Here is a 20,115-nt window from a genome sequence, read left to right as displayed (position 1 = left end):
AGCATATGGAGCAACTAATTCACAAAATTGAACAATCTTTTTATAAAGGTTTTATTGATCAAGATAGAGCTGTACCTACGCAATTTAAGCCAAAACTATTAACAAATAAAACACACGAAAATGTTTTATCTACACTACTACAAGAATTAAAAACATGCAAAACTTTTACTTTTTCTGTCGCCTTTATTACAGAAGGCGGACTAGCTACCTTAAAAACAATGCTTTATGACCTCAAACTTAAGGGCATAAAAGTCGAATTTTAACCTCGACATTTTTAAACTTTAATCAACCGAAGATGTTTATAGAATTATTGAAGCTTGAGAATGTTGAGGTTCGATTGACTGGCATTAAAGGCTTTCATTCCAAGGGATATATATTCGAACATCAAAATTACTATTCGTTAATAGTAGGAAGCTCAAATTTAACTGATAGCGCACTAAAAGCAAATTATGAATGGAATATGTTTTTAACATCATTAGAAAATGGTGAAGTTATCAATCATTTTAAAAGGCAATTTGAAGATGCTTGGTATGAAGCAATTCCATTAACGAAAGAATGGATTACAAATTACAAACAAAGTTATGTCCTACAACCATTCATTAAACAGACTACTGCAAATGCTTTGGATATTAACGTACAATATTTAACAAACGCTCTAGCGGATAGTCTTGCTGTCCAGCCAAATAAAATGCAAACAGCAGCTCTTGAACAAATAAAAAACCTCAGAGCATCTGGTGCGAAGAAAGGCCTCATTATTTCAGCAACTGGAACAGGTAAGACATATTTATCTGCATTTGATGTAAGAAATTTTGCACCGAAAAAAATGCTCTTTGTTGTACATCGAGAGCAAATCTTAAAGAAAGCACTGCAAGATTATCAAAAAATACTAGGTGGTCCAGAAAACGATTTCGGCATTCTTTCGGGTAACTCAAAAGACACAGATGCTAAGTATTTATTTGCAACCGTTCAAACTATATCTTCACAGCGCTATTTACTACAATTTAAAAAGAATGAATTCGACTATATTATAATAGATGAGGCGCATCGTGCAGGAGCAAATACTTATCAGGCCATTCTCAATTATTTTGAACCAGAATTTCTTCTTGGTATGACGGCAACTCCTGAACGTACAGATAATTACAATACCTACGAGCTATTTGATTATAACATTGCCTATGAAATTCGCCTTCAAGCAGCTCTTGAAGAAGATATGCTTTGTCCCTTCCATTATTTCGGTGTTACTGAATACGAAAAAGATGGTGAACTCATTGATGATACTTCAAAACTTCAGTTCCTTGTTTCTGATGAACGGATTAAACATATTATCGAAAAAATCAATTACTATGGCTATTCAGGCGAAAAAGTTCGAGGATTAATATTCTGTCGTTCAAAAGAAGAAACACATGCATTATCAACTGCATTAAATCTCCGTGGTTTAAAAACAATGGCTCTTACAGGTGACCACTCACAAGCAGAACGAGAGGCGGCCATTAAAAAATTAGAGCGATCTGAGCTTGAATACATTTTAACAGTAGATATTTTTAATGAAGGAATTGATATCCCTTATTTAAATCAAATCATTATGCTCCGTCAAACGCAATCTAGCATTATCTTTATTCAACAGCTTGGACGAGGATTACGTAAACATGATTCTAAAGAGTATGTCACTGTAATTGATTTTATTGGTAATTATAAAAACAATTACTTAATTCCAATCGCATTATCTGGTGACCAAACTATGAACAAAGATAATATACGGCGCAAAACAGTAAATACAAATTACATTCAAGGGGTCTCCACAATAAATTTTGAGGAAATTGCTAAGAAGCGGATTTTTGCAGCTATTGATGAAAAAAAGTTAAATTTATCGTCAGTAAGATTTTTACGCTCAAAATACACAGATCTAAAATATCGTCTCGGTAAGGTCCCTACGCTCCTTGATTTTATAAAATATAACTCATTAGATCCCGAAGTTATTTTTGAAAATAGTCCAAACTACCACGCCTTTTTAGCTAAAATGAAAGAAACTGTACCTGTCTTGTCATGCTATGAGCTTGCTATTTTAACAATGTTTTCATTAGAGCTTATGAATGGAAAAAGAATTCACGAAATCATTTTACTCAATCAATTATTAAAAACTGGCGCAGTTTCAAAAATGGATTATATCCGTTTACTAGAACAATCTGGTACATATTCAGATGATGAAACACTTATTTCTGTTGAGAACTATTTAACTTTAGATTTCTTTGTCACTACCGCGCGAGAGAAATATGGTTCAATACCTATCATCATGTTGCAAAATGACACATATTATTTTAACAACGAGCTGGAAGCTAGCCTTCAGAAATCACAATACAAATCCATGCTTGCTGATATTCTTTCATGCGCCTATGAGAAGAATAAACAATATAATATTACTCAACCGTTTACACTCTATAAAAAGTATTCTCGAAAAGATATCTGTAGACTGCTGAATTGGGATCGCAATGAAGAAGGTACACTTAATGGTGGTCGAATCAAGATGAATTCTTGTCCTATCTTAGTAAATTATCATAAAGCTCAAGATGATGATTCTGAAGTTAAATACATGGATGAGTTTTTATCAGCAGAAATTTTCAAATGGTGTTCTACAAAGAATCGAAGCATCACAGCTAAAGACATTGCACCAATTGTAAATTCACATGCTTTAAATATAGCTGTTCATTTGTTTGTAAAAAAGCATAATGGTGAGGGGAAAGATTTTTATTACCTAGGTAAAGTAATTGTTGATTCTAATAGTGCTCAAAATGCTGAACTAATTGATAAAGGGAAGTCATACTCTGTAGCTACTATGAACATGTTACTAGAAAACCCGGTGCAACACGATATCTATCATTATTTAGTAGAAGAATAACTAAAAAAAGATGACATTTAAGGATTTTTTCTTAATGTCATCTTTTTTTCCGTTTAATAATTGTAGCAAATTGTGTGGGTGCCTGGCACCTTCAAATCCATTTCCTAACAGGTGGGATACTTTGAGGAAATGTAAAGACATTGAATGGATCATATTTCGTCTTTACTTCTCTAAGGCGTCTGAAATTACGTCCATAATAAGCGCTAGGCCAATCTTTTATATAGTGATCAGGGAAATTTACGTAATCACCAGCAGTATAAGGCGATAATGCACGTCTCAAGTCCTCTATCCATTGAATGTTTTGGTTCTCTTCTTGTGGCTTTTCCCATGTAGTGAGGTACTCTTGGGCAATGAGGGCGTTCCTATAAAAATAGGCACTACGATTTGATGCAACCTGACTGACAGCGCCTCGCAGCGATTGCTGCCAAATTTTAGCATTTCTATTTGGTGCGTTAGCTAAAAATGCTTTCATTCTTCGAATAGCAGCATGGGGAAATGGCTTCTCAATAAACGAACCAGACCTTTTGCGAAGAGCAGGTACATTGCCACTTGGGACATCAAAAAATCGTACCGCTTTAATGTAAGGGACTTCCTTTATCCATACCCTTATCGGTGAGCCAGTCTTCCTTAATGGTCGAAGAAGTTTTTTTAATTCATGTGCTGAACCGACAAACTCTCCCTGCGCAACAATTTCACCCACTTCCTTTGATTTGAGCTCAAGCTGTGAGGTTAAGCGTTCGTCTGTATAAGGAGCCCACTTTTGCCAAGCATCAAAGGCGACCTCAAAGTCCTCCCAGCCCCACGTGATTGAGAAAATAGACACATCTGAAATGGCATGGAGCTTAAATGTAAGTGCAGTGACAATGCCAAAATTCCCGCCACCTCCCCCACAGCTAGCCCAAAATAAATCACTATTCAAGTGGTTGTTGGCTTTTATAAGTTCTGCTCCTAGATGGCCACTTGCACCGACCATTTCAATTTCCAATAAATTATCACAAGTAAGCCCAAACTGTCTTGAGAGCATACCAATTCCCCCACCGAGAGTTAAGCCCACAACTCCGACACTGCTTTCGGTTCCTGCTGGGATGGTCATACCAGATTCCCACAATTCACGATATACTTTTCCTAAATCTGCCCCTGCTTCAATTCTTGCGGTCATGTCGGCCACATTGATAGATATGTCGTTCATATCACTTACATCAATTACTACGCCTTCATTCACTAGAGAATAATTTTCATAGCTATGCCGACCGCTCCTTATTCGAAAGGGTTCATTTTTTTCCCTTACCCACCTCAAGGCATTTACTACATCTTTCGCATTTTGGCAAAATACAATTTTACTCGGAAATTTTGCAATACTTAAGTTATTATTAATTCTTGCCTGTTCATAATCCGGATCACTTGGGGTAACAATTCTTCCTGTGAGTTTTACTTTTTTCAACATCCAACTCCTTTTTCAAATCATGCCATGTGCATGTACTATCCTATGCATAGCATGGAGAAAGAAATATAAATTTCACAATTAATATCTAGAAAAATGAAGATAATCTCCTTAGTACAAATCAGATAAATACTCATTTTATGGCTTTGTACATAAGATGCAATAATGAAATCACTTAGGAGGTGTCCGGATGATTATACATGTGGTGAGCGCCGGTGAAACACTTTGGCAAATTGCCAACCGCTACGCTGTCCCCATCAATACGATTGTCCAATTAAATGCGTTGCCAAATCCAAATCAATTAGTGGTCGGACAATCACTCGTAATTCCTTCGCCTTATACAACGCACATCGTCAAAAGTGGCGAAAATTTAGGGACGATTGCCCAACAATATGACGTGTCCATTCAATCGATTATCTTAGAGAATCACTTAACAAATCCAGATACTTTAACGCCAGGAACAAAACTAGTGATTCCACCCATTATGCATATTGTACAGCCAGGGGAGTCCTTATCACAGATTGCCAATCGTTATGGTACGACCGTTCAAGCTATAGCTTTAGAAAATGACATTACGAATCCCAATATCATTTATGTGGGGATGAGCTTAACTATTCCAAGAAAGAAACCAATGATTGAAGTCAATGCTTATACGTATCAATCGAGTGAAGAAGCTGTTGATTCACTTAATGCCATTGGCCATCTTCTTACTTATTTTAGCCCGTTTGCTTATATGATTAAGGAAGACGGATCATTACAGCCAATAAATGATAAAGCAATGATAGATGCAGCTATTTCACAAAGCATCTTACCTATGCTCACTATTACTAACTTCTCGTCAACAGAGGCAGGGTCCAACTTAGCGCATGTTATTTTATCTAGTGCAGAATTACGAACAAAAGTGATAAATGAGGTACTACAAGTGATGCAAGATAAAGGCTATAAAGTGTTAAATGTTGATTTTGAAAACGTCCTACCTGTAGATCGAGAGAATTACAATCAATTTCTACAATTAGCTGTTGATCGTCTACACCCGAAAGGTTATTTAGTGTCGACTGCTCTTGCACCAAAAACAAGCGCCAGCCAAACGGGGCCATTATATGAAGCACATGATTATGAGGCACACGGGAGAATTGCAGATTTTGTGGTGTTGATGACCTATGAATGGGGCTATCGACTTGGACCTCCACAAGCTATCTCCCCCATTAACGAAATGAGAAAAGTTGTGGAATATGCCTTGTCAGTTATGCCAGCTAAAAAAATATTTTTAGGCTTTCAAATTTATGCACGAGATTGGCTTCTGCCACATGTTCAAGGGCAAGAAGCTGAGACATTTAGCCCACAAGAAGCAATCAGTAGAGCAGTCAAATATGGCGCAACCATTCAATATGATAGGACAGCACAGTCTCCTTATTTCCGTTATGTCGATGAACAAGGTAGAAATCATGAAGTATGGTTTGAGGATGCTAGAAGTGCTCAAGCGAAGTTCGATATGGTTAAACAATACAATCTGCGTGGTATCAGCTATTGGGCATTAGGTTTCCCATTCCCACAGAACTGGGTATTATTAAATAACGATTTTTCGATTATAAAACGATAAATGATGCTAAATATATAACAGCCATTTTTATTATTGGTCTTGAACTTAAAATATATTTGTAACTTGCTCTTAACTTTTCTTGTCCAATATTTCCCCATGATAAAAAATCCGTTTCAATGCCATATTAAGAAATATCACATTGAAAGGAGAATCCAACATGGGAAGAGACAATAAGCAAGGGCAAAGTAACAACAAAGGTTCACTACCTCAGACGCCTAAAAACCAAAAAATTGCGCCAAACAAAGTAAAAGAAGAGTTTTCGCAAGAGTTTACAGAGCTTATTAATGCAGTGACAAAAAATAAGCAAAAAAAATAAGGGGGGCTTCGATTGGAATATCAACGTGCGCAAGAGATAGTCGCCTCTCCATCAGAATATGAAGTAACCTACAATAACGTTTCTGTATGGATTGACAAGCTTCACGATGATGGCAAAACAGCAACTGTGCATTTACGACGCTCGTTAGAAGAACGATCCGAAGTAGATATTTCAGAGTTAAAAGAAGAATACCTCGTACATTAATAAAACAATCAAGCACGCAAAAATTATTATATTTTGCGTGCTTGTTTTGGTATAGATTTAAGGGAATCATTGTAAAACGCACTTTTAAAGTTTCAAATCATATATTCCTCAACATATTTAAACTGGCCTAAAATCTCTTCCGCATGACTATGTAGTTCTTGAAAAGTTTCAGTAAGCTGCTCAGCTGCAATTGGTTTACTAAATAAATAACCCTGGATATAATCACATCCGCCATCCATGAGGAATGCTAGCTGAGCCACTTCTTCAATGCCCTCGGCAACTACCTTAAGGCGTAAATGCTTAGCCATTGAAATAATCATGGAAACAAGTGCTTCATCGTTGGGATTATGCTGAATATTACGCACAAAGGCACGATCGATTTTCAAACAATCGATTGGAAAATCTTTTAGGTATGACAACGAAGAATATCCCGTACCAAAATCATCGACTGCAATTTGAATACCAAGTGCTTTTAGTTCATGAAGCAATTGTGTCATTTGATCGATATTCATCGTCATACTTTCTGTAATTTCTAGTTGTAAATAATGTGGTTCTAGCTTAGTTTGTTGTAAAATACCTTTCACCATTTGCACCAAGTCCTGCTGGAATAACTGTCCGAGCGATAAATTGACTGCTACCTTCATTTGCGGCAAACCTTGTGCTTCCCATGCCTTTGCTTGGCAACATGCTGTTTCTAATATCCACTTACCAAGAGGAATAATAAGCCCTGATTCCTCTGCAATCGGAATAAACATATCCGGAGGTACAAAGCCACGTGTTGGGTGGTGCCAGCGTACAAGTGCTTCTAAAGATTCAATGTTACCTGTTTTTAAATTGACTTGTGGTTGATATTCTAAATAAAACTCTTGATGGGCTAGTGCTTTATGTAACTCTTGCTCCATGATAATACGATCTGCCATACCGCTAGACATAAAAGGTTTGTAAAAAAGAAATCTTTGGGGGATTTGGCTTGCCTCCCGCATAGCTAACTGCGCATGCATCAATAATTCTTCTCCTGAGTAACTAGTTTCGTGAAGAGCAATCCCAATATTTAAATTACCGTTTAGGGAGAATAACTCTACTTGTAATGGCTTTTTCATAGCATTTTTTAAGTTAAAACAAAATTGCAATAGCTCTTCTTGTGTCTGAACATCATCAATATAAACTACAAATTGACCCTCACGTAGTTTTGTCGCAAAGTAATGCGGAGGTAAAATAGCTTGAATTCTCTCCGAAACGAGCTTCATCATTTTATTGGAATAACTAATTCCGATAGATGCGCTAATCGTTGCCAAGCGATCAATTTCAATTGCGATTACTGCTTTTTGTGCTTTATCGGCATGCAAATCTTCCTTCAACGTTTTCAGCAACAGGCGTTCATTTGGTAGTTGAGTTATATCATCATGATAGGCTTGAAATCGTAGTTCCTGTTGCGAGTGTTCAAGGTCCTGCTTAATTTTTAACAGCTGTTGATAAGGCTTTTCAACCGATGTATAGTAAATAGCTTTTAAAATTAAATAATACGCATAAAATTGGTAAATAAGTGCTAAAAAATTCCAAATTTCATTTAGATCTTTGCCAATAACAAAGAAAATATCACTAATAATTAAATAAAGTGCTGCACTCATTAGCCACATTACGCGTTTAGGTGTTTTTTTATAATGCTTACTTAAAATATATATAGTCACACCTTGCAGAATCGCCGCTATTAGGTGCACTTTATCGAGTGCAATAATTACCCAATCACCGTCTTCAATAAACGGCTGTATACTCATTGGGGGGCTAGATAACATTAAAAGTGTAAACATAACAAATAAAAAAGAAAAACCATATGTATATACTCGATAATGCATTGTTAATTGTTTTTTAGGTTTTAAAATAATAAACAATACGCCGATTGCTAAACACAATCGCATGACCAGATGCAGCCATACGTTGATATAGGACGTTTGTAAAGCATTCGCACTAAATATAACAATATTTGACATTTCTAATAGCGCAATGACAAAAAATAAGCTTCCTATGTATAATGTTCGACTCGCAAATAAGTGGGAAAATACTAGCCAAGAATGAATCGCAATTGCCATAGTAAAAACAACAATAAGTATTTGCATAATTAAATTTAAATATATGTAACTTTCTTCCTTATAAACCCCGTAGAGCTGATTACCATACACTATGAGAGGTATTAACAGTAGCAATGGTAATGCTATATACCAAACCTCTATCTTTTCTATCTTTTGATGATAACTCCTTTTCTCCAACACTAACCCTCCATACATTTGAATCCTAATACCAGTATGTATCACTCAAAATAACTAGGTAATTTCATCTATTAACAGGAAATAAAGCTTTTAAAATTGTATATTTCTTTGACTTCTTACAAATCATAGCATTTTTTTTGGAATTTGTATGCAATTACGAAAAGTATGCCAATATTCAATTATTTTAGATATTGGCATACTTTTGATTCATACTTCTGTAAGTGTTAGAAGCTGACGAAGTTTTATCATCAGTCTTACACGTCTTTTTTTGACTGCCACAACGGTCAACTGTAGTTCACTTGCTATTTCAGCATAGCTATATCCTTCCAAGTAAAAAAGCACTAACAGTTTTCTTTCCTCCATGTTTAAGTGAGGCATTATACTTTCTAACAAAACGGGTGCTCCCTCGTGTTCTAGTTGGTTCTCTCGGTATACATTTAATGTTTCGTCATCCATAACCGTAAAATGCTGCTCGAACTGTTTTTCTCTTGTCAACTCCTTCATAATTTCTCCTTTCACAGTTGTATAAACATATGAAGAAAATAGCCCTTTTTCAGGGTCTGCTTTTTTCCAAGCTTCCCAAACCGCTATTGCGGCAATATGACGATAATACTCAAAATTTTTGTAAATATGACATTTCAACAAAATAGACGTAATCATTGGCTGCACTAATTCTAAAACTTTTTCAAATGGTAGTTCGGGCGATAGGATTTGCTGTTTTTGTGGTTTAGTCATTTTTAATCCTGCCGACTGTGCACAATCCGTTATTCCTAGGTAACACTATCGTAGCCATTCATCATGCGACCGTCGAACAGCCTTTACGATAAAAAACCCGTAACGAAATAGAAATAGCTGTTTATATATATACAAGAAATACAGCGTGTAATTTCAAAAAACTTAAGTTTTGCTCACATTTCTATACATATTTCTTTAACCGATGGACAAATTACTACTAAGGAGGCGAAATAGATGAATTTTCAAATAAGAGATGCTATTACAGCAAACGTACATGGACAATCAGCAACAGAAATTAAAGATATTGTTGTAGATGCTATTGAACGTGGTGAGGAACATTTACTACCAGGTCTCGGTGTATTTTTTGAGAAGTGGTGGCAACAATCTAGTACGGCTGAACAGGATGAATTCGTACAAAAGCTAGAAAAAGTGTTTGCACACTGATTTTTTTATAGTCAGTTCATTCCATTTCCAATAAACGCGTGATAAATTAGATTTATCTGAAAGTTTGGAGGGATTGGAATGACTGTTGCTGTAGAGCAAATAGTAAATCAACTAAGAGATGTATTATTAGATGAGCAAGTATCAACGAATGATACGGTGCGAGAGCTACATGGAAAAGATGAATCCCATCATGCAATGAGCATGCCCGACATCGTTGTTTTTCCGCGTTGCACAGCGGATGTCAGTGCCATTTTGAAAATTGCACATGCAGAACGTATACCAGTTGTACCATTTGGCGTCGGCTCAAGTTTAGAGGGAAATGCTATTCCGATTGCAAGGGGAATTTCCATCGACTTATCAGAAATGAATGCCATTTTGGATATACGACCAGATGATTTACTCGTTAAGGTACAACCTGGTGTGACACGTGCACAGTTGAACAAAGAATTGAAAAAACACGGGCTTCAATTTACTGTAGACCCTGGTGCCGATGCTACTCTTGGCGGTATGGCAGCAACAAATGCAAGTGGAACGACTGCTGTACGGTATGGTGTAATGCGGGATCAAGTACGAGATTTAGAGGTTGTACTTGCAGATGGTACAGTTATTCATACAGGTAGTTTAGCAGCAAAATCTTCTTCAGGTTATCACTTGAATGGTTTGTTTGTTGGTTCTGAGGGCACGTTAGGATGCTTTACTGAACTGACCTTGAAAGTATACGGTATACCGGAATTTGTGACTGCTGGTCGTGCAGTATTTGCGACAGTCGGCGATGCTGTCAGTGCAGTTGCTGCATTATTACAAGCAGGCATCTCAGTTGGACGTGTCGAACTTGTTGACGAGGCTTCTATTACACAAGCAAATATTTATAACGAAACATCTTATGATGAGAAACCTACATTGTTTTTAGAATTCCACGGAAATGAAGCGGGTATGCAGGCCAATATAGAATTTGCAACGGAAATTTTTGAAGATTTCGGTTGTATGTCTGTTGAATTCGAGCATGACAATGCCGCACGTAACAAACTTTGGGAGGCACGTCATTCGCTGGCGTATGCATATATTCATGCTTATCCAGGGAAAAAACTCATGTCGACCGATGTTTGTGTCCCAATTTCTAAGTTAGCTGAAACAATTTTATATGCACGTGAACAGCTAGATGAAGTTGGGCTAGCAGGTGGAATTGTCGGGCATGTCGGTGACGGTAATTTCCATGCCCTGTTGATGTTAGACCCAAGTAATGCTGTGGAGCAAGCCAAAGCTGACCGTTTCAACGAACATATCGTGCAATATGCATTGCTACGCGGCGGCACATGCACCGGTGAACACGGGGTAGGTATCGGTAAAATGAAATACCAGGCAACGGAGCACGGCGCTTCTTTATTAGTCATGAAGAGCATCAAAGCTGCGCTTGACCCATACAACATCATGAATCCAGGTAAAATTTTTTCGATGTAATATTTTGGTTTGGTCATCATGCATACCATGCTTCTATAAAATACGGCCCCACCTCTTTGGTGAGACCGTATTTTTATTGAAAATCATTAAAACGACAATTGCTAAAATCACGCTCCGTGCCAAGTGCACGAGGTATCATTGTTTCAACGAGATAATCCTCTTCCTCGTAAATAATTTTCTTCAATTCAATGCCGAAAAACTCCTTCATTCGAGATTCCGTCATCACATCCTGTACATTTCCATAAACTATGCCCTTCTCCTTCGCTGTCATCAATACTAGATCGATGCATGGTTCGGATAATGTGTATTAATGATGCACGAAATACCACGCGCCTGAGACAGATGCTTAATGGTTTGTAAAATTACAATTTGCTTTTGAATATCCAAATGTGATTCAGGCTCATCTAAAATTAATACCTCCGGATTAGATACAAGCGTACGTGCAATCAAAGCTAACTGGAGCTCACCACCACTAACCTCATTACAGGATTTCTTCGCAAGATGCAAAATACCGATTGTTTCAAGTGCCACATGAGCAGCTTCCATATCCCTTGCTGATGGCTGAGCCAATATACTAATAAAATGGTGCACGCCCCATTACTACAAGCTCCTCCACTGTAAAGCCAAAGACCATTTTATGCGCTTGTGGCACATAACCAACACGCTTCCATAGCTCTTTGCGATCCAGTGATGCAAGCGGTTTTCCATCAATCAATGTCTGCCCCTTTTTCCAATCGAGAAGCCCTGTAATACATTTCAACATCGTAGTTTTCCCTGCACCATTTTCATGCACAAATTATTCGTAACTATACAGACTATGAGGTATTTCCAACTGCACAATCAGTTATTTTTGAAGGTGTGACAACTGCGGATATGACGTTCAAAAAAGGAGTCGCGGGCTTCTTTGCACGTGGCTATCACCATGCACCTCAGAATGCTGAAATATTGCTATCATTTAAGAATGGTAAGCCTGTTACATATGTGGATCGCTCTTCAACGAATGGCACCATTTTAGTTCATGCAGGGCGTGATTTACTCGGTTATACAGATGAAAACAAATCGACAGACCGCATTCGCCCGCAGTTTTTAGCATGGCTTGAAAAGGAAATACAAACTTTAAAGGAGGATGGTGAACAATGAGAAAAATCGGTGTAATTTACAGTGGCAATGAATCCCATTATCGTACATTTCACGAACCTAAATTCAATCAATATATTACAAAACTAATTTATCATCCAAATTTTTTAGAAACAGCTATCGAAGACTTGGATGTACTCATCGTGCCATCCCAACTAAATTACAAATTATTACTGGCGAGTGTACCAAAAATTCATGCATTTGCTGACAATGGAGGTATTATTGTCGCTTTCGGACCACAGCCATGGAACTGGCTACCAGCGCAGCAATGGGAGGAACGCCCTACAAATTTCTGGTGGTGGCTAGAAAAAGATGCTTCAAGCGGCTTAGTCCTACAAAACCCTACACATCCACTGTTCAATGACTATTTAACTTTAGCTGACTGCACATGGCATCAACATGGTGTTTTTTGGCCTCCTGAGCACTCAGAAATTTTAATCTCAACTGAAGATGGTGGTGCTGTCATGTATGTAGATAGCCATACAACTGGTGGAACGTGGATTATTACAACGCTCGATCCAGACTTCCATTTTGGTTCTTACTTCATGCCAGCAACAGAACGCTTCTTTGAAGGCTTCTTCCCTTACCTAGCCTATGGAACCATATAACTTGCTTACATCTAGTTTGTTTGCGACTTCTGTTGTAACGGCTGACTTTTTACACATAGAAAACCCGCTGACTCCGACCCTATCAGCGGGTAACTTCTTCTACAAATCATAACGAAAACTTTTCACTATTTTATCGCCTTTATTAAAATCCTTTGACACATCACGAACAAAGCCCATGGATAAATAAAGGTCAATGGCAGCCTGCATAATATCACCGGAATGTAAATACAATGCCTGATCCTGACGACTACGTGCAAAGGCAAAACTTTCATGCAATAATTTTTTGGCCACGCCCTGCCCCCTACCGTTTGGATGCACCCCTAACAAGCGTACAATGGTAGATTCAATGCCAAGTTCTGGAAGTCCATATGCCTTTACAGAATTTGTAAATAATTGCAGCCCACCTAAAATTTCATGTCCACGCTTTGCTACTAAAATCGTCACGGCTTCAGGGTTACCGACCGATGCACGAATATCACTTAAATACTGCGCCCAATCCTCTGGATTATCGTATTCTTTTTCATACTGTGCATAGCTCTCAACTAGCACCTCTAAGTACCGTGCATAATCTTCCTCACGCAAATGTTCGATAACAATTTCAGCTACTGCCATACACAACGCTTCCTTTTCTAAATGCCGCCCTTACTATAAGCAGTCACTCGTTTTTCAATACGGTGTGCTATCAATTCAATAACTGCAGACACACCCCAGTAAATTAATCCCACCGCAATAAATGCCTCTAAAAATTTTAAATTAACGGATGCCACAATATTGGCAACGCCCGTTAATTCCTTTATCGAAACAAAAAATGCTAATGATGTCGCATGTAAAAATCCAATAAAAACGTTCGTAAAGTTTGGAATCGACTGACTAAATGCTTGTGGCAATATAAAACGTCGCATCGCCTGTGAAAATGTTAAACCTACAGCATAGGCCGCTTCAAGTTGCCCCTTTGGAACGCCTAAAATACCCGATCGTATAATTTCTGAGGCATATGCTCCAGCACTTAATGTCAGTGCTACTAACACAAAAAATAAAATAGGGATCGCGTTTGCATCAAAATCTAGCTTCAAGGTTTGCGCGACAGCATCCACTACAATTGGTATCCCAAAATATATCAGCATAATATGCATAATAATCGGTGTTCCTCTGAAAAAAGATACATAAAAATTTACTATAGGCGCGATTATTTTTATATTTTGTATCCGTACAAAGGCTACCACTATACCTATTAAAATGCCCAATAACACAGGTGTAAACGTCATAAACAAGGTTAACGGCAACACCTTACAAATTTCCTGAAAGGCTTCAAAAATAAAAGAAATATCAATTGTCAATGTCAATCCCCCTAGCTCGTCGCTACTTCTTTCTGCATATAGCGATTGAGATAGCGTTCGTTACGTTTCAATACCTTTTCTAGCACTATAACGATGACATAATACACGATGGAGAGTGCTAAATAGATTTCTAGTGCTCGCGTTGTGGAGGCAATAAGCGTTTCACCACGTCCCACCATGTCCATTACTCCGATTGAGAAGGCCAGCGAGGTATCTTTTAAAGAACTAATCATTGTGTTCGTCATATTTGGGAAAGCAACACGAATCGCCTGTGGCAGCACAATGCGTATAAAAGCCTGCATACGACTTAATCCAACTGAATAGGCTGCTTCGATTTGACCACGATCAACGGTTAAAATCGCTGCTCTAAAAATTTCTGCAAATGAAGCTGCGTTGCTGAATGTGTACGTTATAATAACAAAATAAATGGCATCCATCCTTGTCACATCAATATGGATAATTTGTAATAGCGCTGGTATTCCATAAAACACTAAAAATAACTGCACCAGTATCGGTGTACCTCGAATATACGATATATAAATCGATACGATTTGCTTTAAGACAGGTATATCTAGCAGCTTCGGCAAAGCGACTACTATACCAAGCAACATGCCAAAAAAGATCGACCATACTAATATTTCAAGTGTTATGGGTAAATATTGAAGCAATGTGGGAAGCACATCCGCTATTAGCATGAAGTCGAAATCATTTGCCATTGTCCCTTCACCCTTTCTTGATTCATCTAGAAATCGACTGAATAATCGTCACCTAACCATTTTTTACTTAACTCACTAACAACCCCATCTGCCTTTAGTTCTTTAATGGCTTCATCAAGTCGTTCCTGTAGTGACACCGAATCTTTATTCAGTAAGAAATAAACTTTGGAGTTTAATAATGCGTCCCCTACAACCTTCTGTTGGGCCTCATTGTTTTCGTTATAGTACTTTACCGCAAATGGCGTTGTGATGATCGCATCGATACGCCCTGTAGCAATTTGGTTATTGACATCTGCCGCCCCAGATGAATAAACAATATTTACACCTAAATCGTGCTCTTTATTGTATTTTTCGAGAAACACAGCAGAGTTACTCGTGGCTGAAACACTGACACTCCTTCCTTTTAAATCATCTATGGATTGCACTTCATCGTTTTTAGCATTTACTGTCACCTTTAATGGAAAGACATTGTATGGTTCCTGATTGAACAGAAACTTCTCTTCTCGCTCACTATTAACTTCCATTTGATGCGCGATAAAATCAATTTTTCTTGTTTCTAAACTTAGTAGTAAGTTAGAAAATTCCATTGTTTTAAATTCAAATTCATATTCTGGTAGCTTTTCATCAATTGCACGAACAAGCTCGACATCATAGCCTGTTAAGTTTCCTTTATCATCTAAGAAGCATATATTTGGAAATTGCGTGCCTGTGCCCACAATAATTTTTTGAACGTCTTTTCCCTGTTGTGCTGAATCATTTTTACGTGCATCCCCTTCGGAATTTTCAGCACTTGTGCAAGCTGTTAAAAGGAAGGTAAGCACGATTGTTAAATAAAGCGATAATTTTTTCATACATTTCCTCTTTTCGTATTAAATATGCGAAGGTGCACTATCGGCAAGCGCTGCCTTTAAATGCTCTAGCCCTATTTCGGTTACAGCTTTGTACACACCATTTTCACTTGAGCCAATTTCTATCACTGGTACATAACGTACACCGTACTTTGTGTCAAGAATGTCACGAAATGCATCATTATGTGTCACGTCTACGGTGTTATAAGATAGACCTTCTTCTTGTAAATACGTTTTAACTTCTTCACAATAGCTACAACCTTGTTTTGACCAAACTACTACATCTACCTTTTTTGACATGTTCAAATCCCCCTTAACGCACTGTTTCCTTTTGTTGTAAATGTAAATTCACTGGACTTAACAACTCAAATGACCTTTCCCGTTCAACTGCCTTTAATACAGGCGTATGCAGGATGAATTCATCAATCTGGTATTGTGTATGATAGACGTCTAATTTTTCTTTTATATCTTCAGGAGTACCGTATAAAATATCTGCATCATATTGCTGAACCGTGAACGTCTCCCCTGATTCTTGCCCAAATTTTTCAGCAAGCTCGACAGAATTCAATGTTAAGCTTCGACCACTGGCTAAATGTACCTTCGTTATTTTTTGATCGCCGACTAAGTCTTGCGCTTCCTCTTTTGTTGGTGCAGCAAGAGCGGCAATGGAAATTGCAAAATGACCTTTAGGATGATGCGTGCGATATGCTTCAGAAGCTTCTTTTAAAACTTCAAGATCACTATTGATAAAACGGGCAAAGACAAAGGATATGCCTAACTTCCCAGCAAGTGTGGCACTTTGTGGACTCGCGCCAAGTAAAAATAGCGATGGCTTCACCTTTGGAATAGGCGTCGCCTGTACACCATGCAATGCATGTTCTACTGGCACCGCATCCTCAAGTAAGTGCTGTAAAAAAGTAAGACGTTGCTCAAAATCTTCTCCTTTATTAATCGTGCCATATTGCAGTGCTTTTGTAGAAAGTGGCAAACCACCTGGCGCTTTTCCGATGCCTAAGTCGACTCTTCCAGGCTCCAACGATGCGAGCACATGAAAATTTTCTGCCACCTTAAATGGGCTATAATGCTGCAGCATGACGCCACCTGAGCCAATATTGATGGTTTTTGTCTTTGCCAGTAAATACGATACTAATACTTCCGGTGATGTTCCGGCTAATGTATCTGTATTGTGATGTTCTGACACCCAAAAACGTGAATAGCCTAACTGCTCCGCCTTTTGTGTTAATGCTACAGTATTTTGTAAAGCCTGTTCGTTAGTTGCATCCTCGATAATAGGACTTTGATCTAGAATACCTAATGTATAACTCATACATTGCCTCCTCAATCTCTTTTATTCAAATAAATTTACTAGGTTTTTAGACAGACTGTTTGACAAAACGGCTTTCTTTAAAAGGTAAACCTAAATTGCCACGTAATGTATCTGCCTCATAGTCTTCTCTATACAGCCCACGTTCCTGTAATATCGGTACAACTTTATCGACAAAATCGTCAAGTGCTTCAGGTACTGTAACTCCTATAATAAAGCCATCCGCCGCATCTTTTTCAAACCATTCTTGTACTAAATCTGCAATATGCTGTGCAGTACCGAAGAAGGCAGTTTTTGGTGTAGCTTCTCGCAAAGCCACTTGTCGAAGTGTTAGCGCCTCATCTCTGGCATATTTTTTAATATAATCTGTCGTGCTGCGGAAGCTATTTGCGCCAATATCGCCAAGCTCTGGGAACGGCGCATCAACATCATATTGTGTAAAATCATGATGATCGAAATAGCGACCAAGATAAGCAAGCGCACGCTCAATGGAAACGAGCTCTACGATTTCTTGATACTTTGCTTCTGCTTCCTCAATTGTGTCGCCAATTATCGGGGAAATTCCAGGGAAAATTTTTACCTCATCAGGGTTACGCCCAAATGCTTTAACCGCTACCTTGACCTTTTTATAAAACTGTTGTGACTCTTCTATGGACCCACCATGTGTAAATATTGCATCTGCATCTTTAGCCGCTAAACGAATACCGGCATCTGATGATCCTGCTTGAAAAATTACAGGCTGACCTTGTCGTGAGCGGGCAATATTTAACGGTCCTTGTACAGAGAAATATTTACCTTTATGGTGCAATGTATGAAGTTTTTCGCGGTCAAAAAATACATCGTTTTCAACATCTGCCACAAAAGCATCATCATCCCAAGAATCCCAGAGCCCTTTTGCTACCTCTAAATACTCCTCTGCAATTTGATAGCGTTCCGCATGACTTGGGTGTTGCTTGATTGTTTTATTGTAGTTCAAAGCAGTACTCTCAAGTGGTGTCGTTACTACATTCCAGCCTGCACGACCGCCACTAATATGGTCGAGTGATGCAAACTGGCGAGCCACTGTAAATGGCTCACTATAAGACGTTGAAACTGTCCCGACTAACCCAATGTTTTTCGTTGCTACTGCTAATGCCGATAAAATTGTCAGTGGCTCGAAGCGATTTAAAAAATGGGGAATCGACTTTTCATTAATAAATACACCATCTGCGATAAAAACAACATCAAATTTCCCTTGTTCTGCCTTCTGCGCCTGTTGGATATAAAACGGTAAGCTGACACTTTGATTGCTTGCTACTTTTGGATGACGCCAACCTGAAATATTTCCACCAACTCCATGAATAATTGCGCCAAATCGAATTTTATCCTGTCTCACCATCATTTTTTCCCCCTAATTCTTTTATTTTTACTAAACATAGTGGTAAAGTTTGTTTTATGTTTAAAAAATAATATTTCATTTATGTTGCTCAATGAACATTCATAAATAAAATAGGATTGAGGAAGATATTACAGTTCATTTAAATATTATGCAATAGGTTCTATAATAGAAAAAAATTTAATACTTCATAAAATATTTTATCAATCCAGTTTTTCTTGTACGTTTTCAAATTGCACAGCGGTTTCCAGAATCCACTCCCAGAATGCTGGTGCCAACGTATCCTTTTTCATGTATGTTAAAAAGATATGCTGGTTCATATCAAGTAAATGTTTCACATTAATTTCTACAAACTCTCCACTTTCAAGTTCCTTTTTTACACATAAATGTGGCAAAAAACTCATGTATTCTTGCGTACGAATTAATGCCTTAGCTACTTCTAGATGGTCTGTACGAACCTCTATATTTGCCGTAACCCCCTCTACCTCAAACATCTTATGGACATAATTCCAATCAAACGCCCCACACTCAAAAAATACCATCTTTTGCTTGGCCAGTTCCTTGGCTTTAATAAGAGTATGTCGAATAAAAGGATGATCTTGGTGCATCACCAGTTTGACAGCATTACTGAGTAGTAGCTCATTATTAACACCTTCTTTATGCACATATTGAATAAATCCAATATCGATCTGGTGACTCTGCAGTTTTTCTAAAATAACACTTGTTGAACCAGTAATAATTTGAAAGCGCATGTGCGGAAAACTTTCTTTCCATTTAGGTAATGCATAAGCTAAAAAATATTGGGCCGTCACTAGGTTTGTGCCTATGCAAATTTCATCTGATTGCTGCGTTTCCTTCAATTGCTTCTTTCCTTGCTGAATTGTTTGCACAATCTGTGTTGCAAAAGGTAAGAAATCCTTACCTTTATCCGATAAAATGACACTTCGGCCATCCCGGTGAAATAAATCAACATTTAATTCTCGCTCCAATGATTTAATACGAGCTGTTACTGTTGGTTGCGATAAAAACAATGCATTGGCAGCTTTATGAATACTCTTGTAATGCACAACATATAAAAACGCTTCAATATGATCAATATTCAACCGTAGCCCTCCCATAATTACTTATTTATCCTATTATATAGATTATCAGCTTTATTCTCTATAAAAGATTGGAAAACTAGGTATTTAACTTTTGAAACTCATCACTACGTAGGACTTTTAGGAAACAAAAAGTTGTTATTGCAAGGTCTGTGAATGTGGAGTTAGAAGAATAGGCGGTTTGGCGCATCAATTGCTACTTACAAATAAAAAAGTAACCTAGCGTCTCCCAGGTTACTTTCACTATGTAGCGATGAGGTCATCCATCTTGACAACTTACATCGCGTGCGACTCACATCCCTCTGTCTGCTTGCC

21 protein-coding genes and 1 pseudogene are annotated in these 20,115 nt (G+C 37.9%); 8 read left to right on the top strand and 14 right to left on the bottom strand.

The features are described from left to right. Positions 1 to 5 precede the first annotated feature (5 nt). Positions 6 to 2,893, top strand: a pseudogene (locus tag C9J35_RS03405) (DEAD/DEAH box helicase). Positions 2,894 to 2,984: 91 nt separating this feature from the next. On the opposite strand, the gene C9J35_RS03400 reads toward C9J35_RS03405, so the two are convergent. Beyond that, positions 2,985 to 4,334, bottom strand: a complete 1,350-nt coding sequence (locus C9J35_RS03400; protein WP_107923432.1) for an FAD-binding oxidoreductase — start codon at positions 4,332 to 4,334, stop codon at positions 2,985 to 2,987. A 190-nt stretch (positions 4,335 to 4,524) separates the two neighbouring features. Here C9J35_RS03400 and C9J35_RS03395 point away from each other — a divergent pair, with 190 nt between their 5' ends. From C9J35_RS03395 to C9J35_RS03385, 3 genes are all read left to right on the top strand, one after another. Continuing rightward, positions 4,525 to 5,934: a glycoside hydrolase family 18 protein gene (locus tag C9J35_RS03395; protein WP_107923431.1), complete on the top strand. Its 1,410-nt coding sequence runs from the start codon at positions 4,525 to 4,527 to the stop codon at positions 5,932 to 5,934. Positions 5,935 to 6,091: 157 nt separating this feature from the next. Beyond that, the gene (locus tag C9J35_RS03390) at positions 6,092 to 6,250 is read left to right on the top strand and encodes a YfhD family protein (protein ID WP_107923430.1); all 159 of its coding nucleotides are present in this window, start codon (positions 6,092 to 6,094) and stop codon (positions 6,248 to 6,250) included. A gap of 12 nt (positions 6,251 to 6,262) precedes the next feature. Beyond that, complete coding sequence (locus C9J35_RS03385; protein ID WP_054767271.1) at positions 6,263 to 6,454, top strand: H-type small acid-soluble spore protein; 192 nt, start codon at positions 6,263 to 6,265, stop codon at positions 6,452 to 6,454. A gap of 92 nt (positions 6,455 to 6,546) precedes the next feature. Here the strand turns inward: C9J35_RS03385 and C9J35_RS03380 are convergent, their stop codons facing one another. Further along, positions 6,547 to 8,718: a bifunctional diguanylate cyclase/phosphodiesterase gene (locus C9J35_RS03380; RefSeq protein ID WP_235616189.1), complete on the bottom strand. Its 2,172-nt coding sequence runs from the start codon at positions 8,716 to 8,718 to the stop codon at positions 6,547 to 6,549. Positions 8,719 to 8,925: 207 nt separating this feature from the next. Beyond that, on the bottom strand, positions 8,926 to 9,453 hold the full coding sequence (locus C9J35_RS03375) for a sigma-70 family RNA polymerase sigma factor (RefSeq protein WP_107923429.1): 528 nt from the start codon (positions 9,451 to 9,453) through the stop codon (positions 8,926 to 8,928). A gap of 234 nt (positions 9,454 to 9,687) precedes the next feature. On the opposite strand from C9J35_RS03375, the gene sspI reads away from it, so the two are divergent. Next, on the top strand, positions 9,688 to 9,897 hold the full coding sequence (gene sspI, locus C9J35_RS03370; protein ID WP_010860143.1) for a small acid-soluble spore protein SspI: 210 nt from the start codon (positions 9,688 to 9,690) through the stop codon (positions 9,895 to 9,897). A 78-nt stretch (positions 9,898 to 9,975) separates the two neighbouring features. Then, positions 9,976 to 11,355 (top strand): FAD-binding oxidoreductase, encoded by a 1,380-nt coding sequence (locus C9J35_RS03365; protein WP_107923428.1) that lies wholly within the window; start codon positions 9,976 to 9,978, stop codon positions 11,353 to 11,355. A 73-nt stretch (positions 11,356 to 11,428) separates the two neighbouring features. Here C9J35_RS03365 and C9J35_RS24035 read toward each other — a convergent pair whose 3' ends face one another. Genes C9J35_RS24035 through C9J35_RS24465 form a run of 3 tightly spaced genes read right to left on the bottom strand, consistent with a single transcriptional unit; the run spans position 11,429 to position 12,118 of the window. Beyond that, on the bottom strand, positions 11,429 to 11,578 hold the full coding sequence (locus C9J35_RS24035) for a hypothetical protein (RefSeq protein WP_235616188.1): 150 nt from the start codon (positions 11,576 to 11,578) through the stop codon (positions 11,429 to 11,431). Between the two features lie 53 nt (positions 11,579 to 11,631). Then, a complete protein-coding gene (locus C9J35_RS24470) occupies positions 11,632 to 11,946 on the bottom strand; it encodes an ATP-binding cassette domain-containing protein (protein ID WP_268807903.1) in 315 nt (104 codons plus the stop codon). Continuing rightward, positions 11,930 to 12,118, bottom strand: a complete 189-nt coding sequence (locus C9J35_RS24465; RefSeq protein WP_438941195.1) for an ATP-binding cassette domain-containing protein — start codon at positions 12,116 to 12,118, stop codon at positions 11,930 to 11,932. The genes C9J35_RS24470 and C9J35_RS24465 overlap by 17 nt, the downstream gene beginning before the upstream one ends. Before the next feature lie 110 nt (positions 12,119 to 12,228). Here C9J35_RS24465 and C9J35_RS03355 point away from each other — a divergent pair, with 110 nt between their 5' ends. Beyond that, positions 12,229 to 12,495, top strand: coding sequence for a hypothetical protein (locus tag C9J35_RS03355; protein WP_107923427.1), 267 nt, complete (start codon positions 12,229 to 12,231; stop codon positions 12,493 to 12,495). Further along, positions 12,492 to 13,100: a hypothetical protein gene (locus tag C9J35_RS03350; RefSeq protein WP_107923426.1), complete on the top strand. Its 609-nt coding sequence runs from the start codon at positions 12,492 to 12,494 to the stop codon at positions 13,098 to 13,100. The genes C9J35_RS03355 and C9J35_RS03350 overlap by 4 nt, the downstream gene beginning before the upstream one ends. A 99-nt stretch (positions 13,101 to 13,199) precedes the next feature. Here the strand turns inward: C9J35_RS03350 and C9J35_RS03345 are convergent, their stop codons facing one another. The 8 genes from C9J35_RS03345 to C9J35_RS03310 all read right to left on the bottom strand — a co-directional run bounded on the left by C9J35_RS03345 (position 13,200) and on the right by C9J35_RS03310 (position 19,803). Further along, the gene (locus C9J35_RS03345; RefSeq protein WP_107923425.1) at positions 13,200 to 13,712 is read right to left on the bottom strand and encodes a GNAT family N-acetyltransferase; all 513 of its coding nucleotides are present in this window, start codon (positions 13,710 to 13,712) and stop codon (positions 13,200 to 13,202) included. A gap of 17 nt (positions 13,713 to 13,729) precedes the next feature. After that, a complete protein-coding gene (locus C9J35_RS03340; protein ID WP_107923424.1) occupies positions 13,730 to 14,437 on the bottom strand; it encodes an amino acid ABC transporter permease in 708 nt (235 codons plus the stop codon). An 11-nt stretch (positions 14,438 to 14,448) separates the two neighbouring features. Further along, the gene (locus C9J35_RS03335; RefSeq protein ID WP_107923423.1) at positions 14,449 to 15,153 is read right to left on the bottom strand and encodes an amino acid ABC transporter permease; all 705 of its coding nucleotides are present in this window, start codon (positions 15,151 to 15,153) and stop codon (positions 14,449 to 14,451) included. Positions 15,154 to 15,179: 26 nt separating this feature from the next. Then, positions 15,180 to 16,004: a transporter substrate-binding domain-containing protein gene (locus C9J35_RS03330; RefSeq protein ID WP_107923422.1), complete on the bottom strand. Its 825-nt coding sequence runs from the start codon at positions 16,002 to 16,004 to the stop codon at positions 15,180 to 15,182. Positions 16,005 to 16,022: 18 nt separating this feature from the next. Then, positions 16,023 to 16,301 (bottom strand): glutaredoxin family protein, encoded by a 279-nt coding sequence (locus C9J35_RS03325; protein WP_107923421.1) that lies wholly within the window; start codon positions 16,299 to 16,301, stop codon positions 16,023 to 16,025. 13 nt (positions 16,302 to 16,314) lie between these two features. Then, positions 16,315 to 17,328: an LLM class flavin-dependent oxidoreductase gene (locus tag C9J35_RS03320; RefSeq protein WP_107923420.1), complete on the bottom strand. Its 1,014-nt coding sequence runs from the start codon at positions 17,326 to 17,328 to the stop codon at positions 16,315 to 16,317. Between the two features lie 46 nt (positions 17,329 to 17,374). Next, the gene (locus C9J35_RS03315) at positions 17,375 to 18,703 is read right to left on the bottom strand and encodes an LLM class flavin-dependent oxidoreductase (RefSeq protein WP_107923419.1); all 1,329 of its coding nucleotides are present in this window, start codon (positions 18,701 to 18,703) and stop codon (positions 17,375 to 17,377) included. A gap of 200 nt (positions 18,704 to 18,903) precedes the next feature. Further along, the gene (locus C9J35_RS03310; RefSeq protein WP_107923418.1) at positions 18,904 to 19,803 is read right to left on the bottom strand and encodes a LysR family transcriptional regulator; all 900 of its coding nucleotides are present in this window, start codon (positions 19,801 to 19,803) and stop codon (positions 18,904 to 18,906) included. Positions 19,804 to 20,115 lie beyond the last annotated feature (312 nt).

Origin of the sequence: Lysinibacillus parviboronicapiens (assembly GCF_003049575.1) — a bacterium.
GTDB lineage: Bacteria > Bacillota > Bacilli > Bacillales_A > Planococcaceae > Lysinibacillus > Lysinibacillus parviboronicapiens.
Note: the sequence above shows the minus strand (reverse complement) of the source record. Positions and strands in the feature narration are given on the sequence as shown.

Coding starts and splice junctions, on each gene's coding strand:
- C9J35_RS03395 (WP_107923431.1), top strand. CDS start 4,525: ATGATTATACATGTGGTGAGCGCCGGTGAAACACTTTGGCAAATTGCC.
- C9J35_RS03390 (WP_107923430.1), top strand. CDS start 6,092: ATGGGAAGAGACAATAAGCAAGGGCAAAGTAACAACAAAGGTTCACTA.
- C9J35_RS03375 (WP_107923429.1), bottom strand. CDS start 9,453: ATGACTAAACCACAAAAACAGCAAATCCTATCGCCCGAACTACCATTT.
- sspI (WP_010860143.1), top strand. CDS start 9,688: ATGAATTTTCAAATAAGAGATGCTATTACAGCAAACGTACATGGACAA.
- C9J35_RS03365 (WP_107923428.1), top strand. CDS start 9,976: ATGACTGTTGCTGTAGAGCAAATAGTAAATCAACTAAGAGATGTATTA.
- C9J35_RS24035 (WP_235616188.1), bottom strand. CDS start 11,578: ATGACGGAATCTCGAATGAAGGAGTTTTTCGGCATTGAATTGAAGAAA.
- C9J35_RS24465 (WP_438941195.1), bottom strand. CDS start 12,118: ATGTTGAAATGTATTACAGGGCTTCTCGATTGGAAAAAGGGGCAGACA.
- C9J35_RS03355 (WP_107923427.1), top strand. CDS start 12,229: ATGACGTTCAAAAAAGGAGTCGCGGGCTTCTTTGCACGTGGCTATCAC.
- C9J35_RS03350 (WP_107923426.1), top strand. CDS start 12,492: ATGAGAAAAATCGGTGTAATTTACAGTGGCAATGAATCCCATTATCGT.
- C9J35_RS03345 (WP_107923425.1), bottom strand. CDS start 13,712: ATGGCAGTAGCTGAAATTGTTATCGAACATTTGCGTGAGGAAGATTAT.
- C9J35_RS03335 (WP_107923423.1), bottom strand. CDS start 15,153: ATGGCAAATGATTTCGACTTCATGCTAATAGCGGATGTGCTTCCCACA.
- C9J35_RS03330 (WP_107923422.1), bottom strand. CDS start 16,004: ATGAAAAAATTATCGCTTTATTTAACAATCGTGCTTACCTTCCTTTTA.
- C9J35_RS03325 (WP_107923421.1), bottom strand. CDS start 16,301: ATGTCAAAAAAGGTAGATGTAGTAGTTTGGTCAAAACAAGGTTGTAGC.
- C9J35_RS03320 (WP_107923420.1), bottom strand. CDS start 17,328: ATGAGTTATACATTAGGTATTCTAGATCAAAGTCCTATTATCGAGGAT.
- C9J35_RS03315 (WP_107923419.1), bottom strand. CDS start 18,703: ATGGTGAGACAGGATAAAATTCGATTTGGCGCAATTATTCATGGAGTT.